Genomic DNA, 14568 nt, shown 5'->3' on the forward strand with positions numbered 1-14568 from the left:
GCGAAAACCCAGCAAATAATCAATGTCTGGATGCTATTCTCAGCGCGGGAAAATGCAACGTTTTTCGTTGTTTTTCGTTGTTTTTCTTAGGGTAAATGCGGAATCCGTTTCCTTTTTTAGTGTGCCGGTGAGGGATTGAGCAATTGGGGGCAAGGAGGGGAGGCGAATGGGTTGAAAAACAGGTTAAGCATTAGACGTTTTGGATTTAACACTATGGGTATAATGCGTAGTGGGGCGATTGAAACAGGCTAGAAACCAGCTCGTTTATGCTCCTTATTTATTCAAGACTATTCCTCACCAAGTGCATTCTAAAAAATTATATTATTAAAACTAATTACTTTTTAGTCATCCATTCGTAAGGTGAATTTGGCTTTTGTCTTACTGATTACTCAATAACCAAGTAAGTTTTCCATGCGATCAAAGTCAAAAATTGAATCATTAAATGTATAGTATAATTGCTCCGCGAAATTTAGATATTATTAATATCGGGTTTTAATTATTAAAAAACTATCCTTAAGTATCTTTTTCCTTATTGAATTTTTTAAATTAATTTATTTCGCATTATGAGAAATATGTGCAGAGGTAACCCTGAATGAATCATGAAAATCCCCTGTTGTACATTAAAATATAATTAGAAAAAGGTTACTATGAACTTTAAAGGTTTAGACCTATCAAAGCTTGCTACTCCTGAAGTAGACTTAACTAAACTAAAAAACCGTTTATCATCAGGAAATGCTGTACTAATTACTGGTGCTGGTTTCTCATTAGATTGTGAAAATATCAGCGGTGGCAAGCCTCCATTAGCTTCCGAGTTATCAGAAAAATTATGTGAAACTTTTGGTTTGGAATCAACAACTGATTTGAAATATACATCAGATATATGTTTGAAGTACGGGGACGCAGAGGACGTGCTTGAAGTTCTTAGGCAAAATTTCAACCTCGTTTCTCCTTCTGAAGCTAATGTAAACATTTGTAGCATTCCTTGGCGAAGAATATACACTACAAATTATGACAATAGCGTAGAGCTTTCTTACCTGAAAAATAAAAAGAGAATAGAATCTCTTTCTTTAATGGATAAGCCAAACGATTATATTAAGAATGATGCGCAAATTTGTATCCACTTAAATGGTTCAATTCAAAACGCAGTAGCAAAAGACTTAGACTACAAAATAAGGCTATCTGATTCATCATATTTATCAGCAGATTTTTTCCTTAACTCAAAATGGAGAACTATTTTTAATAGAGACTTGGAGAATAGCGCTGCTATTATTTTTGTTGGTTATTCCTTATATGACTTTGATTTGGAAAAAATCCTTAATGATCGTCCGCATTTAGCTGGGAAAACTTACTTTATTGTACATGATGGAGCTAAACATCAATTAACTTATAAGTTATCTAATTATGGTTATGTTTCAAAAATAGGTACAGAAGGATTTGGAAAGCTAGTGACTGAGGTTGTAGTGGATACATCTGATACTTCATTACCAGAGTGTTTTACTAAACGTATTCCTATTGAAATAGATAGTAGCCTAAATGATATCCAGACACAATCAATGCTTCTCTATGGGAAATATGAAAATCAAGATATTGATACTATCGTTAGAAAAGCATTCCAAGTCCCTTATATGTTTGAGCGGAAAAGCATTACCTACATATGTGACTCATTAATATCAAAGAAGAATGTTTTTGTTCAGAGTGATTTAGGTAATGGTAAGTCTGTGCTTCTCAATCAAGTTGCCTCAACCTTATCATTATATGGATATAATGTTTGGGAAATGACTAATTTTGACGGTATGCCCTGTAAGGATCTTGATATATTTACAAAAGGCGGTGAGCATATATTAATTATCGACGACGCAATTAATCAGGATGAATTTTTCGAGTATTACACATCAATCTCTCCAAATAATATAACATTTCTACTATCTAATCGTTCTTCAAACTCATTAAAGTGTATAAGTATACTTAATGAAAATAACATTGATATTAAAATGTTATCATTAGATATTCTTGTCGAATCAGAAATAGAGCAATTAGTAACTATACTTGAAGATCAAAACCTATGGAAACAGTATACAGGATGGAAAAGAAAGAGAAAAATTGAGCTAATAAAAGGAAATTACGGTGGGCAACTTTCAAATGTATTATTAGACTTACTTAAAAGTCCAGATATTAAGGAGCGTATTACCTATTTACTTGAAGAGATTACATCTAAAGAACGATACAAAAAAACTCTTTTCTCTATAGCATTATGTGACATATTTAACATTAGAAAAGAGTTAGGGAATATTAGTGATATTGCAGGTAATGAAGATATATTCACTGCTGGGTTTCAAAGAACAAAAGCTTTCGCCACACTATTTTCAGTAGGTGGAGATAATACTATTAAAACAAAATCAAGCATTTTAAGTCTATTTATAGTAAATAGTATTTTTAGTGATGGGTATATAGTTGAAAACTGTTTGGAAATGATGGAGAGAATTGATGGTAGTGATGATGCTCACCTAGAAAAACTACATGCAAAGTTAAAGACATTTGGAAATATTGAAAAACTAATTCCTCAGAAACAGAACTCACTTAATAACTATTTTGTAGAGCTTAAAAGGAAGTGTACTTGGTTAAGATATCACCCACATTATTGGGTGCAATATGCAATGTGTAGACTTAGCTTTGGTGATACTTTCTCTGCTCAGGGACACTTAAATTCTGCTTATGAATTCGCTGCACAACGAGCTAGTAGTACATATGATTATCACACTGAGAATATAGATACACAGCAGGCTAGGCTATATTTAATGGAAGCGTGTGACAGCTATTTACATCCTAAAGATATTGCGGAAAAATTTGAAAAAAGCCATGCGTTATTACTAAAAATTGCTAATGATAACCATAAGTTCAGACAGGTTTTAAAATATGAGAAGTTTTACGCGGAATCATATGGAAAGTTATCTCCTGGTAAGAAAGCGATGTTTGAGCATGCTTGTAAAAAGATGTTAGAAGATGCTTTAAAAGCAATTGATTCTTCCATTCAGACTGATAGGGTTAATTTCATTCATACTTCTATTAAAATGCTTAGAACTATCATAGCTGAAATATCCGCACCTCGTTGCGAAATGGTATAGTCAACTATGCTTTTCTTCGAATGTTTATGAAACCGAGTTTCTCTTTTTAGGAGTGACTTAGTAGAGTTTTACTCCTCAAATACTATTGGCTGCGTCAGCAGCCAAAGCTCACTCAGTGAACAGCTATTAGATCGATTTTCTCAATCCCAACTTATTCGAAGTAAGCACTCTCGCATATAAAGTTTGACACGGAATTGTCCAAAATTTAGCTAGCCAATATCCTACACACCTGCGATCGGCTATAGCTGGTCGCTTCTGCGATTTCTCTCAGGCTGAGTCCTTTCTCTCTAAAGCTTTTCACTTTCTGGTGCCGTTCGGCGTCGGCTCGTTTTCCCTTGTATTTGCCGTTGGCCTTGGCGGTTTCGATGCCCTGGCGCTGGCGTTCTCTTCGGGTTTCGTAGTCCTTTCCGGCCATCGCCGCCATCAGCTCTATCAGCATGTTGTTTATCGCATCGAGCACGGCTTTGATGATGGGGTCATTGTGGGTGAGGGCGTTGTTGTCGAGCGCCTGCCAGCTGGTTGGTACATCCATGCTGACAATGCGTATGCCTTTTTCCTCAATCATGCGCTTGAGCTGTTTCCAGTCGTGGTCGTTAAGGCGTGTCAGGCGGTCGATTTGTTCAACGAGCAGGATATCGCTTTCTTGGGTGTCGGTGAGCAGGCGGTTGAGCTCTGGGCGGTCAAGTTGGGCGCCGCTGATGTTTTCGATGTAGTAACTGGCAATGCGTTGGCCATGCTCTTGGGTGAACTGGTCGAGGGCGGCTTTTGCCCGCTCGGCATTTTGTTCATCGGTCGAGGCGCGAAGGTAAGCGCGAATAAACATGGTTTGTCTCCCTGAAGTTGGCCAGCGTCGCATTTAGGTGGTCGCAATAAGGAGTGTCGCATTTAAGTGGTCACATTGCCAGTTTTTGTATCAGGGTAGGGTGGTCGCGTTGGGGTATACACAAAAGAATAATACATATCATGCGCTCACCACTTTCTTGTTAACGTAGATATTTAGAGGTGTTAGCAGGAAAAAATCCGTCAATCAGTCGGTACTCTTTCTATGTCTAAACAAAGAAGGAGACAAAAATGAATGAAATTTTCGAGCCTTTGCGTGAAGCATTCTCATTGCTTAAAGTTTTGATGGAGGTTGAGTTGCTTCGTCGGTGTCTGAAATCAAAACTGAAGTAGTGAGAGTGGGCCATTTGGTGGTTAAACCAAATGGCCCATATCATTCAATATGTCCTGCTAGTTCAATGACCTTTTTCAAGTCTTCCCAAAGCCAGTATTTTCTGGTCGTTGTTTGTTCTGCGTTTTGTTTAGCATCATTTAAGGTATTAAAAAAATTGCGTCTTACATCTGAGCAGTTTGTCGTCTGAACTTCTTGTTTGTACGAGATATATGTGGGCAAAACGTGCGTTTGAGTCCAGTCCCCATATGGGTCTCTAATATTCTCAAGGCTTTTAACTACATACCTCATGGAACCTTTCACTAGATCATTGATCGTTAGGTCATCTTCGATTGAAAAATTATTAGGTGGTATTTCATGAGCACACTGGTGCTTTGTTCTCTCACTGAATGCTCTATATCCTTTATCTTGCTCAATAAGCCCGATAATCAGTGCGCAGATATTCACATAGTGTTTTCCGGGCTTATCCGGATTTGAGGCGTTGATATGTGCGAGGCATGATTTTACCTTTGCCCATAGCTGGTCTAGGTCCCTAATCTTTAAATCATAACCCTTTGCTATATCTGCCATTGTGCGTCGAATCAGGTCAATTTCGCTGGTTACATGGCCATATATTGGAAACAAGTGAATATTGTCAAACGATATGATTTCTAGATGCTTGGTTTCTATGTACTTATGAATATCGGGTGCTGGAAGTGCAGCTTGTCTATTGAAGAAGCGTTTCAGGTATTGTTTTGAGTCAAAGTCAATACCATATACGGCTTTTATCGAACAACTAAGCTGTTCAGTATCATTACCAATTACGAAGACGAAATTTTTCGTTGTGAAAAAGTGCTTTATTATTTCTAGCATTTCGATCGCATAGCTTGGTCGGCATCGGTCAAGTTCGTCTACGAGAACGATGACTGGAAGCTTTGCGTCGTAGTTCTGCTCTAAAACTTCAGCTAAAACGCTTAGTTTCTCTCTGATGTTGGCGATAGCTTCTACTTGGTTTGAGTAGTGGTCTTTCAAATTGTCGACATAGTTATCTTGGTCACCCTCAACAAATGTCTTTATCCCTTCCATGCCAATGCCTGCATCGCCCAGTAGTTTGTGGCTAATGAATCCCGCACTAGCGACTGCAGTTCCTTTTAGTGCTCTACCCACGAATGACTTCACCGCAGTCATGGTTTCATCATTGCCAATACCATCATTTAGTGCTTCGAGCTGGTTCAGCAACTCACTAGCAACAACAGTAAGTGGGTCTTTTGAAAAGTCACTTTCCCAAGCATCAATGTAGACAACGGGGTGCTTTTGGGTTTGTAAATGAGTGTACAAACGTTTGAGAAACTCTGTCTTACCTGTTCCCCAAGCTCCATTGAGATTAAGGACAAAACCATCAAGCTCTCCGTTAAGGTAGTTTGCTAAAAACTCACCATATTGCTTTCTGTCTAGCTTGCAGTTATCGAATGTGTAGTCTTGCATCCAACTGCCATATTTGGCGTTTTTATAGGCTTGGTTACTCATGTGAGGCTCTTGGTATTATTTAATATGGTGGCTTGTTTATCTTCGAACTTTACCTTCAAATCAATAGCTTTCTTGTGGTTTTGGGGTTAAGGCACCCTTCGGGCAACCATGCTCAATTTCACACGTCTCTCCGGCGGTCGTTCCTCCCTTGTATCGCCGGTTCAACCAAGCCTAACCGCACTTCGCAACGTCTTGGCCCATTCGGGTCACGATCAGGGCCAGTCAAAGCAGAGCAGATCAAAAGCTTTCACCGTCTGCGCCTAAGTGCTGCTAAGGCGCAGCCGGCGAGCAACGTATCTCCGTTGCATCACTCAGGCTCTACAACGATGAGGGGGCTGTTACCGTTCCAGGCAGAAGTCATGGATGAAGGGCTTTACCGTCTTCACGAACGGTTACGGGCGATTAATCCGAATGTTCAGCAAGTAGTGTGGGCGCTGAATGTGGCGCTTAATCAGCACGGCTGGGCCATTCGCACGGTCGAAGATCTGGAATGTTTTATGGATGCGGCGGAAGCGTGGGGGCAAGAAAATGACTGATTCAGAATATTACCGCACCATCGCGAAAACCATTCTTGGCCAACTTGGCGGAAACCGCTTTATGACTATGACGGGGGCGAGGCAGTTTGTTGCGCTGGATTCGCCAGGGCTGCAGTTTGATTTGCCTGCGCGGTTTGCGAAAGGGGGCATTAATCGCATTCGGGTGGTGTTGGATCCGTCCGATATTTATACCGTTACGGCGTTTAAGCTGTGCCGCCAGTCGTTTGAATGTCCTGAGTTGGGCAGTCAGCCGGGGGTGTATTGCGATATGTTAGAAGGGGTGTTCAGTGAGCTAACGGGCCTGAATACTAGGCTTTAAGAAGCGAAATAGTGAACAGACATAGCTTTGAAAGCTATGTCTGTTGTTTTTAAAAATTGGTCTTACTCGTCATCATCATATTCATCTTGGATGCGTTTTTTTTCACAGCTATCGCAAACTTCGCCTGTGATGCCAGATATACCATTCTCTCCAGTAAAGTAGAGCGTACAATAACATTCAGCACACTGAATTTGATTGCTACTCATATTGCTCTCCCTCTGCTAACTTGCCGACTCGTTGCGCTTTTCGTTTTTATGTATGTTTTCTGCAAGTTGTTTGCTTCGGTTCCCATGAACCTGAGAGTTCTGTTTGTTCACACCTGAACTGCCTTTGTTCGCATTTCGTATATTGGATTGGTTGTATTGTGGCTTGATGTTGCTCATAACGATGTCCTTTCTTTTGTTTGGGTTCAGTCATATTCTGCTTTTAACAAACTCATAAAAAAGGGACATTTCGCTGAAATATGTTGGATGAGTTTACGAACGCGGGATTGTTGTTTAACCAACTCCCTAAATTGCTGCTCACATCTACCAAAGCAGTTAAGTCTGAATCTGACTTATTGGTGAAGATGGCGAGAGTGACAAGGCAGGATAAAAGTATTACCCATGACCACCAGTTCTTTCGCAACTTCAGAAAAGAAGGTTTTAATTCGGAGTCATTTTCCCAATATTTCGGGACAGAATGGCAGGGAAATATTGAGCATTTCAGTGAAGGAGTAAATCCGGAACATGCCTATGCTTGGTTTCAAGTTAAGACCACGATTGCTGGATTTAAAAATGGTTTTGGTAGTGCCGGCGAACTCAAATATTTCTGGCCATTTATTGATGCGCATACTGAGGTTGAGTATCAATTTATCAAAGAAAATTATGGCTCAGAAGATTTAAGCAACATGTCTTCGTATCTCAAGGAGTGGTTGCTAGTTGAAAGAATAAACCTATCTGAGCCGTCGTTGGAAGAGGGCGCTACATATGCCATTTATATGGTTATGTACTGGAGTGCGTTGTACGAGCTTTTTCTCGAAGTTGAGATGGGAAGCGATGACTATTCTAAACTTAGCAAATGTCTGCCAGTCAATAGAGTAAAGGAACCAAATATTATTTTTTCCCCATCGGTTGAAGTTTATCTCACCAATGTGAAAAAGGGATGGGCAAAGGATCGATACCACAAAGACGATATCAAATGGACGGAACTCTATGGTGATATTGCTCGTGCTCAGTTGGGAGACCCGAACATACTCGAAAACCCCGTTAAAAGTGATTCACTTGAATTGATTAAACCCGACACCTCCAACATAAAAAAACGTTTTGATCGTTGGCGTCAAGGTGGACTCATATCCATCGAAGAACTTCGGAAAAACATTGTTATATTACGAGTTCCTTACTCTGATTCTGAGGGAGTGCTAACCTTAGAAACCATTTGGTTTATAAACTTGTTTACCAATATCCAAACTGAGTTGTTTAAAGCCGGAGTATCTTCTCAAGAAATAGCTGATACATTCGCGAAATACCCTGATTTTAAAGGGCTAGTTAAAGATCGTTTTGAGCGTTTCAAGGAAACAGGTGTGTTATCCAGTTAGTCGTCTAAGTGCTCAAAACTTCCCCTGTCAGAAAACCTAGCTCTTGCTTGTGAGACGAAAAACGCTAGAATAAATTCTGTGTATATAAACAGTATGGAATATGAACATTATCCCTATGTTTGCCAGTGCCGGTATCACTGGTTTTGAATCGCCAGCCAGCGATTACCGTCAATTGCCTTTGAGCTTGGCTGAGCTGCTGGTTGAGCATCCAAGCGCGACTTTTATTGGTAAAGCGTCGGGTGAGTCTATGCAAGGTGTGGGGATTTTCGACGGCGATATCTTGGTTGTTGATCGTCACGTTACCGCCAGAGATGGCGATGTGATTGTAGCGAACTTAAACGGCGAGTTTATCTGCAAGCTGCTTGATGTCCCTCGTCGACTTCTGGAAAATAGGGGGACAGACACTCTAAGAAAACCCTATTCTCAGCGCCAAAAAATGCAACGTTTTTCGTTGTTTTTCTTAGGGTAAATGCGGATATGGGGTTAGCTCTCCTATTTGTTTGACATGTAAACTTTCAAAAGGCCTGTGAGTGCGGTAATCACTCCAGTAATGGCCAAAAGAAATTCGATGATTTCTGTCATACGGGTTCCTTTTAATTAAAGCTCCGCATAAAATGCGGGGCTTTTTTTTATTTAATATCATGATCTTGAGTGGTTTTCTCTCCCTCCCAATGTGATGATTAAACGATCACGATGGGACAAATACATTGATTTAGATCATAGCCAAATGGGACGCGTTTTTTATCTATTCGATTAGTGCGGATAAGCTTCAATATTTGAGAAAAGCATGTAAAAAGATGCAACGTAAAACGCAAATTTATCAGCACCCTTCGGACAACTATGCTTTATTTCACACGTCTCTCCAGCGGTTTAACTAAGCCAAACCGCGCTTCGCAACGTCTTTGTTCATTGGGGGCACTATAAGGGCTGGATTGGCAAGGGCGCAGATCAAAAGTGCGTTCACCTGCTATCAGATATAGCCTCCGTAACTAACTCCTCGGCCTTATTCTCCCTCCTCCTCCAACGTATCAACCACATGTCGCGCAATCGGAAAGCATGACGTGGCGGCGGGTGAGGGGGCGTTGCACACCACGAGGGCGCGTTTTGTTTGGTGGAATAAGAAATCATCTACCAAGTCGCCGTTTTGATATACCGCTTGGGCGCGAATGCCTGACGGGTAGGTGTTTAGGTCATCGTTGGTCAGTGACGGGCAGTATTTTTGCACTTCTTTCAAATAGCCTGATTTCCACAACCCATTGCGAAGCTCTTTCATGGCAGATAGGAAGTTTCGGCGGATCACGTTATAAAAACCCGGGAAGCCGAGCATGTCCATGGTGTCTGGCATGTTGAACGATGTGCGGTCGTAGCCTTCGCGGGCGAAGCTCAATACGGCGTTAGGGCCGACGGTGACAGAACCATCGATCATCTTGGTGAGGTGAACGCCAAGAAACGGCAATGCAGGATCAGGAATGGGGTAAATCAGGCTGTTGATGATGGTGTTGTGCTGGGGCGCTAACTGGAAGTAATCACCGCGAAACGGAATGATTTGGAAGTCCGGTGTTTCACCCAGCAAGCGCACAATGCGGTCTGACATCACGCCGCAGCACGCAACAATGCGATCGGCGTGAAAGGTATGATCCCCCGCGACAGCGGTGATGCCTTCCTCGGTTTCTTTCAAATAACTGACTGAGCTATCGAGGTGAACCTGCCCGCCATTGTCTTCGATGAGTTGATGTAGCTTCTGGCAGATTTCGCGATAGCTCACAATGCCCGTTGAGGGTACAAAGATCGCACCTACGCCTTTCACATTGGGTTCGCGTTTCTGCAGTTCATTGGCATCCAACACCTCAAACGCCAAGCCGTTTTGTTCCGCGCGAGTGATTAGTGCCTGCATGCGCGTTAATTCTATGTCGTTGGTGGCAACGAGCAGTTTTCCGCATTCTTCGAACGCGATGCCATGTTGCTGGCAGAAGGCCTTGATGGCGATGTTGCCTTCGGTGCAAAACGTGGCTTTTAAGCTGCCCGGTGTGTAGTAAACACCAGCATGGATCACGCCGCTATTTCGGCCTGTTTGGTGACTTGCAACGGCAGGTTCTTTATCCACCACGACGACACGTTTATCAGGGTGACGTTGTTGAAGTTCATTTGCGACGCTGAGCCCTACAATGCCCGCGCCAACAATCAAATAGTCACAACTGATCATGGTGTCGTCCTGTTTTTTGTTTCAAGTGGAATGCTGAACCTAGATTGAAAGCCAAAACGAGGCTGAGTGAAAGGTGTCTGTTTTCAGGGTGTGATACACGGCGACAAAGGAAAAGGAAGCGCGTCTATCCTGCGGATTTTCGGTGGGAGGAAACATAACCTTGCGGGTTGAGCAGTCCCGCTTTGGATGACGAGATCATACGAGACAGGGGCACGGGTTCGCCAAACACAAAGCCTTGGGTGTAATGAATACCCATTTCCTGCACCAGATTTAAGTCAGCGTTTTTATTGACCCGCTGCGCGACTGTAATGGCATTGAGTGACTCACTAATGTGTTTGATTGATTCAACGATTTTCTTGTCTACGTGGCTTGAGCGCATGAGCGAAATCATGTCCCCATCAATTTTCACCATGCTGATATCAAATTTCCTCAAATAGCTAAATGACGCCATTTCAGAGCCAAAGTTGTCCACGGCAATGTGACAGCCGATTTTACGAAACGTCGCCACAGTGTTGATGGCTTTGATGACATCTTTCATCAAAGTGCTTTCTTCAATTTCTATGCATAACTGCCTAGCGGGCAACGCACTGCGTTTGATTTGCCCGACGATATCGTTGATGAAGGTGTCATCATAGAAGGCGGTTTCAGACAGGTTGATGGCGACAAACAGTTGGCAATCTTTCAATGCGACAGCTTGTGTCACCAAGACTTCGTTAAACACCCAGCGTTCAATGTCATTCAAACGACCTGCCGGTTCCGCAGAATCTATAAAGGATTTCGGAGCAAGCAGTTCGCCTTCCTCGGTGATCATTCTTACCAGCACTTCATGCCATGTGGTGAGTCCATTGTGGTTTGGCACAATCGGCATACAGAGCAAACTGAATGAGGAGGATGAAATGGCGGAATCAAGGCGATCGAACAGGGCGTTTTGTCCAGATTCGGCGTCTGCACCAACGAGTTCGCTGTAATTTGAAATCCGAATGTTGTCAGACGTCGATGCGCTTTCTAGCGCAAATTCTGCTTCATGAATGATGTGATAAGGCGCGATATCTGACGCATTGGCAGACGTTAAACCAACAACGCATGACACATATAAGGCATTGTCTTTGTTGTTAGAAGGGGTGGTTTGATAATGCAATTGCTCGATTCTTTCTGTTACATCTTTCAAAAAATCATGTGCTTTGGTTTTCGGGCACCCTCTGAGCAAAATGGCGAAATCATCGTCGCTGATTTTAGCCAGAAGATCGTTTTGTCTAGCGGCCGCGCGAAGGGTTAAGCCGACGGATTTCAGTATTTGGTTTTTGGCTGGGCGACTCGCATGTCGCTCTATTTCGTCAAGACCCGTTATTCGAAGAACAGCGAGCGTATGATCCCCGCGTTGAAGCATTTGTTCTTCCGCATGATTGTGAAGGGCAAGCTCTAACCCTTGTCGGTTCATCAAGCCTGTTACGTAATCATGGGTGGCGCTGAAATTTGGCAATGTCGCATTGTTTGCTGCATTTTCTTGCTTACGTAAGGTGAGAACCCAACCGACCAGTTTGAGACTCGGGCGAGCGAGTGAAGGCGAGGAAAGCGAAGAAATCGTTGTTTGTATGGCGCAAGGCGATGGCTCGGATAGGGGCGCGATCGTTAACGTCAGTGACGGGCTTGATATCGAGCCAAGATGCAACGTGAAATGCTTGTGTGCTTGGGCTGTTGCAAGCGAGATGGAGGCTTGTTCCAGCAAGGCATTGAAGGGCGTTTCGGCATCATCGGTGTACCAGGTGATGCATTTTTCAATGTTCACACCAATCACATCGCTGTGAAGGCGAGACAATTGGCGGGCGCGCTCGTTAATAAAAGTGACTCGGTGGGCTGCGTCGAGCGTGATGATGCCATCTTCCATCGTGTGCAAGGTTAAGCTCAACCTGTCTTTTTCAGTGCGCAATGTGTGGTTGAGTGTCATGACATCTGAAATGTCTGTGTTTAAACCAACGATACGAGGTTGCCCCTGATCGTCGAGAACACGGCTGCCAGAGGCATAAATATGCTTAATCTGTCCGTCTTTTAATGCGATTCGAAACGTGGTGGACACTGTTCTGTTGCTCGCGGCATCCACTTCGCTGTCGGCTTGCGACTGTGATTGATTGGGTAGGATTTTATTGAACGCGGCGATATCGTCTGGGAGGACGTGTTCGCGCCACCAAGGCAAGGACACCAACTCAGCATCTTGGCATGCGTAAAGGTCACGCATGCATGCATCCCAAATCAGTTTTCCAGTGTTCGGGCAATATTCCCACACCCCGAAATTCCCCACGCTGGTGGCTAAATCGGCGCGTTCGGCGACATGTTTGATGTTCTCTAGTGCCTCGCGTTCGGCGGTAATATCCGCGATGGTGCCGAGCACACGTTTTTTTGTTCCACTGTCTTCTTCATCTTGCAATGGCTGACAACAATCGCGTACCCAGCGATAGCATTGGTTGTCATCCAGCAGGCGGTATTCCAGTGTGACACTCGAGGTACCAACGTTGGCGATGGCATGTTGGTATTCATGCAGATCATCAGGGTGAATACGCGCCATCCATTCGTATAAGCGGTGAACCGCGCCCATTGATATCCCTATGATAGGGAGCGAGTTGTCCGAAAAGTGCAGGTACTTTGTGTGACATTCCAACTCGTAGATGGCCAATTTATTGAAACTGAGCGCAAACTGAAACTTCTTCGCCCAAAGTTGCCGTTCGGCTTCTAATCGGCGGTGTTTATCGATGTCCTGCACTTGGAAAATGAAGTGGATAACGTCGTTGCTCCACGCTTCTCTCACCGCAGACACCGCGATTCTTGCCCAGCATACATCTTTGTTTTTTCGTAAGAAGCGTAGCTCCATGTGGAAGTCGTCGATATTCGCACTCGCGAGCTCCGAGACCTTTTCATCGATGAGGGTTTTGTCTGCAGGGAACATGAGTTGCTTGAATGGCCTCACATCGAGTTCTGTCTCACTGAAACCCGAAAACTCCGTAAAGCTGCGGTTGGCGTTCAGTATTTTTCCATCGGGAGACACGATCACCATGCCGATCACTGAGGCTTGCATGGCATTACTAAAAAGCGAGGCCTTTTCGTCGCTTTGCATTTGTATTTGTCTCACGTTGGCAGATTTTACGGCCAGTGCCATACCAAGCAACATGGCACCAGCAATGGGGATGAGAAGCTCAATCGTACCAATGTCCGTTGTACCTGCTGTGATAATGAACGAGTGCTTAACGAGCAGAAAGTCGAGCACCAACGAGACAAAAAAGGTGGTGGTAAAAGCAGGAAGCCTATCGAGTATTGCCCCTGTCAGCATGAGAATGACCGCGATAGCGATGAAGGGAAAGTGGATTTCCGTGATCAGCCAACCACTGAACATGACGGCGGCGACAATGAGCAACACAGCGCGAGGGTTCATCGCCACCGTGGGGCTTAATTGAGGCCGTTTGAGCAACACATAGGTCATAGGGGTAATCGCGAGAAAACCAATGACATCGCCGAGATACCACGCTGTCGCTAATGTATTGAAGGGCACTGCCAACGCCAAATGCAAGGTGTACCCGCCTAAGAATGCCCCTGTTAATGGGGTAAGCAGAACGGTTAGACCGATAAAGTACCGAAAGGCGCGTTGCGTAAAGAAAGGGTCGCCGCGTGTTGTCGCGAAAGAAAGCGAGATCATTCCTACGGTGATGGTAGCGGTATTGGCAGCTGACAAAAACAGGCTTTGGAGAATGTCATCCCCCCACAATAAATTGGCGCTCAAAATCGCCATGAACGCAGCACAGATAAGTGAGAATCGTTGAGAGGTTGGCGCAAGCGTGATGACGGCAATGGCAAATCCATTGGCAAACCAGATAAAAGCAGCACTGTCAGGTTGGCGCAATAGATAGATCGCGAAAAGGGAAGAAAGTAGGCAACCCAAAAACACCAGAGTAAGACGGCTTATCAGGGCATTTTCCGGGAACAAGTCTTTGGCGTTCTGTGGTGTGTTGGACATACCCAATTCTTTTGGTTGGCGCTGTCGCCATGAAAAACACATCAACGCATTACCATGAGCACTGCTTACACATCGAAATATCGGTTTTTAACGATGCGCCAATAATCAAAACGCTCCACTCATGGAGTGAAGCGC

General features: G+C 43.6%; 11 protein-coding genes. 5 read left to right on the forward strand and 6 right to left on the reverse strand.

What is annotated here, in order from left to right:
* Positions 1-647 precede the first annotated feature (647 nt).
* Positions 648-3122, forward strand: coding sequence for an SIR2 family protein (locus BCT27_RS03975; RefSeq protein ID WP_102395094.1), 2475 nt, complete (start codon positions 648-650; stop codon positions 3120-3122).
* A 205-nt stretch (positions 3123-3327) separates the two neighbouring features.
* Here the strand turns inward: BCT27_RS03975 and BCT27_RS03980 are convergent, their stop codons facing one another.
* Together BCT27_RS03980 and BCT27_RS03985 are read right to left on the reverse strand one after the other, a co-directional pair.
* On the reverse strand, positions 3328-3945 hold the full coding sequence (locus BCT27_RS03980) for a recombinase family protein (RefSeq protein WP_102395095.1): 618 nt from the start codon (positions 3943-3945) through the stop codon (positions 3328-3330).
* A gap of 390 nt (positions 3946-4335) precedes the next feature.
* Complete coding sequence (locus BCT27_RS03985) at positions 4336-5799, reverse strand: KAP family P-loop NTPase fold protein (RefSeq protein ID WP_198597502.1); 1464 nt, start codon at positions 5797-5799, stop codon at positions 4336-4338.
* 326 nt (positions 5800-6125) lie between these two features.
* Here BCT27_RS03985 and BCT27_RS25460 point away from each other — a divergent pair, with 326 nt between their 5' ends.
* Both BCT27_RS25460 and BCT27_RS03990 read left to right on the forward strand, forming a co-directional pair.
* Positions 6126-6335 (forward strand): hypothetical protein, encoded by a 210-nt coding sequence (locus tag BCT27_RS25460; protein ID WP_157939231.1) that lies wholly within the window; start codon positions 6126-6128, stop codon positions 6333-6335.
* The gene (locus tag BCT27_RS03990; RefSeq protein WP_102395096.1) at positions 6328-6654 is read left to right on the forward strand and encodes a hypothetical protein; all 327 of its coding nucleotides are present in this window, start codon (positions 6328-6330) and stop codon (positions 6652-6654) included. The genes BCT27_RS25460 and BCT27_RS03990 overlap by 8 nt, the downstream gene beginning before the upstream one ends.
* A 62-nt stretch (positions 6655-6716) precedes the next feature.
* Here BCT27_RS03990 and BCT27_RS25585 read toward each other — a convergent pair whose 3' ends face one another.
* Positions 6717-6860 (reverse strand): hypothetical protein, encoded by a 144-nt coding sequence (locus BCT27_RS25585; RefSeq protein ID WP_198597503.1) that lies wholly within the window; start codon positions 6858-6860, stop codon positions 6717-6719.
* 15 nt (positions 6861-6875) lie between these two features.
* Positions 6876-7037: a hypothetical protein gene (locus BCT27_RS25590; RefSeq protein ID WP_198597504.1), complete on the reverse strand. Its 162-nt coding sequence runs from the start codon at positions 7035-7037 to the stop codon at positions 6876-6878.
* A gap of 80 nt (positions 7038-7117) precedes the next feature.
* Here BCT27_RS25590 and BCT27_RS03995 point away from each other — a divergent pair, with 80 nt between their 5' ends.
* On the forward strand, positions 7118-8230 hold the full coding sequence (locus tag BCT27_RS03995; protein WP_102395097.1) for a hypothetical protein: 1113 nt from the start codon (positions 7118-7120) through the stop codon (positions 8228-8230).
* Between the two features lie 100 nt (positions 8231-8330).
* A complete protein-coding gene (locus tag BCT27_RS04000; RefSeq protein ID WP_241908496.1) occupies positions 8331-8699 on the forward strand; it encodes a S24 family peptidase in 369 nt (122 codons plus the stop codon).
* A gap of 534 nt (positions 8700-9233) precedes the next feature.
* On the opposite strand, the gene lhgO is transcribed toward BCT27_RS04000, so the two are convergent.
* A complete protein-coding gene (gene lhgO / locus BCT27_RS04005) occupies positions 9234-10433 on the reverse strand; it encodes an L-2-hydroxyglutarate oxidase (protein WP_102395098.1) in 1200 nt (399 codons plus the stop codon).
* Between the two features lie 124 nt (positions 10434-10557).
* Positions 10558-14433 carry an EAL domain-containing protein gene (locus BCT27_RS04010; protein WP_198597505.1) on the reverse strand — a complete coding sequence of 1292 codons (3876 nt, stop codon included), beginning with the start codon at positions 14431-14433 and terminating at the stop codon, positions 10558-10560.
* Positions 14434-14568 lie beyond the last annotated feature (135 nt).

It is taken from the genome of Enterovibrio norvegicus (assembly GCF_002876705.1).
In the GTDB taxonomy this organism is placed as follows: domain Bacteria; phylum Pseudomonadota; class Gammaproteobacteria; order Enterobacterales; family Vibrionaceae; genus Enterovibrio; species Enterovibrio norvegicus_B.

Coding starts and splice junctions, on each gene's coding strand:
- BCT27_RS04010 (WP_198597505.1), bottom strand. CDS start 14,433: ATGTCCAACACACCACAGAACGCCAAAGACTTGTTCCCGGAAAATGCC.
- BCT27_RS03985 (WP_198597502.1), bottom strand. CDS start 5,799: ATGAGTAACCAAGCCTATAAAAACGCCAAATATGGCAGTTGGATGCAA.
- BCT27_RS04000 (WP_241908496.1), top strand. CDS start 8,331: ATGAACATTATCCCTATGTTTGCCAGTGCCGGTATCACTGGTTTTGAA.
- BCT27_RS03975 (WP_102395094.1), top strand. CDS start 648: ATGAACTTTAAAGGTTTAGACCTATCAAAGCTTGCTACTCCTGAAGTA.
- BCT27_RS25590 (WP_198597504.1), bottom strand. CDS start 7,037: ATGAGCAACATCAAGCCACAATACAACCAATCCAATATACGAAATGCG.
- BCT27_RS25585 (WP_198597503.1), bottom strand. CDS start 6,860: ATGAGTAGCAATCAAATTCAGTGTGCTGAATGTTATTGTACGCTCTAC.
- BCT27_RS03990 (WP_102395096.1), top strand. CDS start 6,328: ATGACTGATTCAGAATATTACCGCACCATCGCGAAAACCATTCTTGGC.
- BCT27_RS03995 (WP_102395097.1), top strand. CDS start 7,118: ATGTTGGATGAGTTTACGAACGCGGGATTGTTGTTTAACCAACTCCCT.
- lhgO (WP_102395098.1), bottom strand. CDS start 10,433: ATGATCAGTTGTGACTATTTGATTGTTGGCGCGGGCATTGTAGGGCTC.
- BCT27_RS03980 (WP_102395095.1), bottom strand. CDS start 3,945: ATGTTTATTCGCGCTTACCTTCGCGCCTCGACCGATGAACAAAATGCC.
- BCT27_RS25460 (WP_157939231.1), top strand. CDS start 6,126: ATGAGGGGGCTGTTACCGTTCCAGGCAGAAGTCATGGATGAAGGGCTT.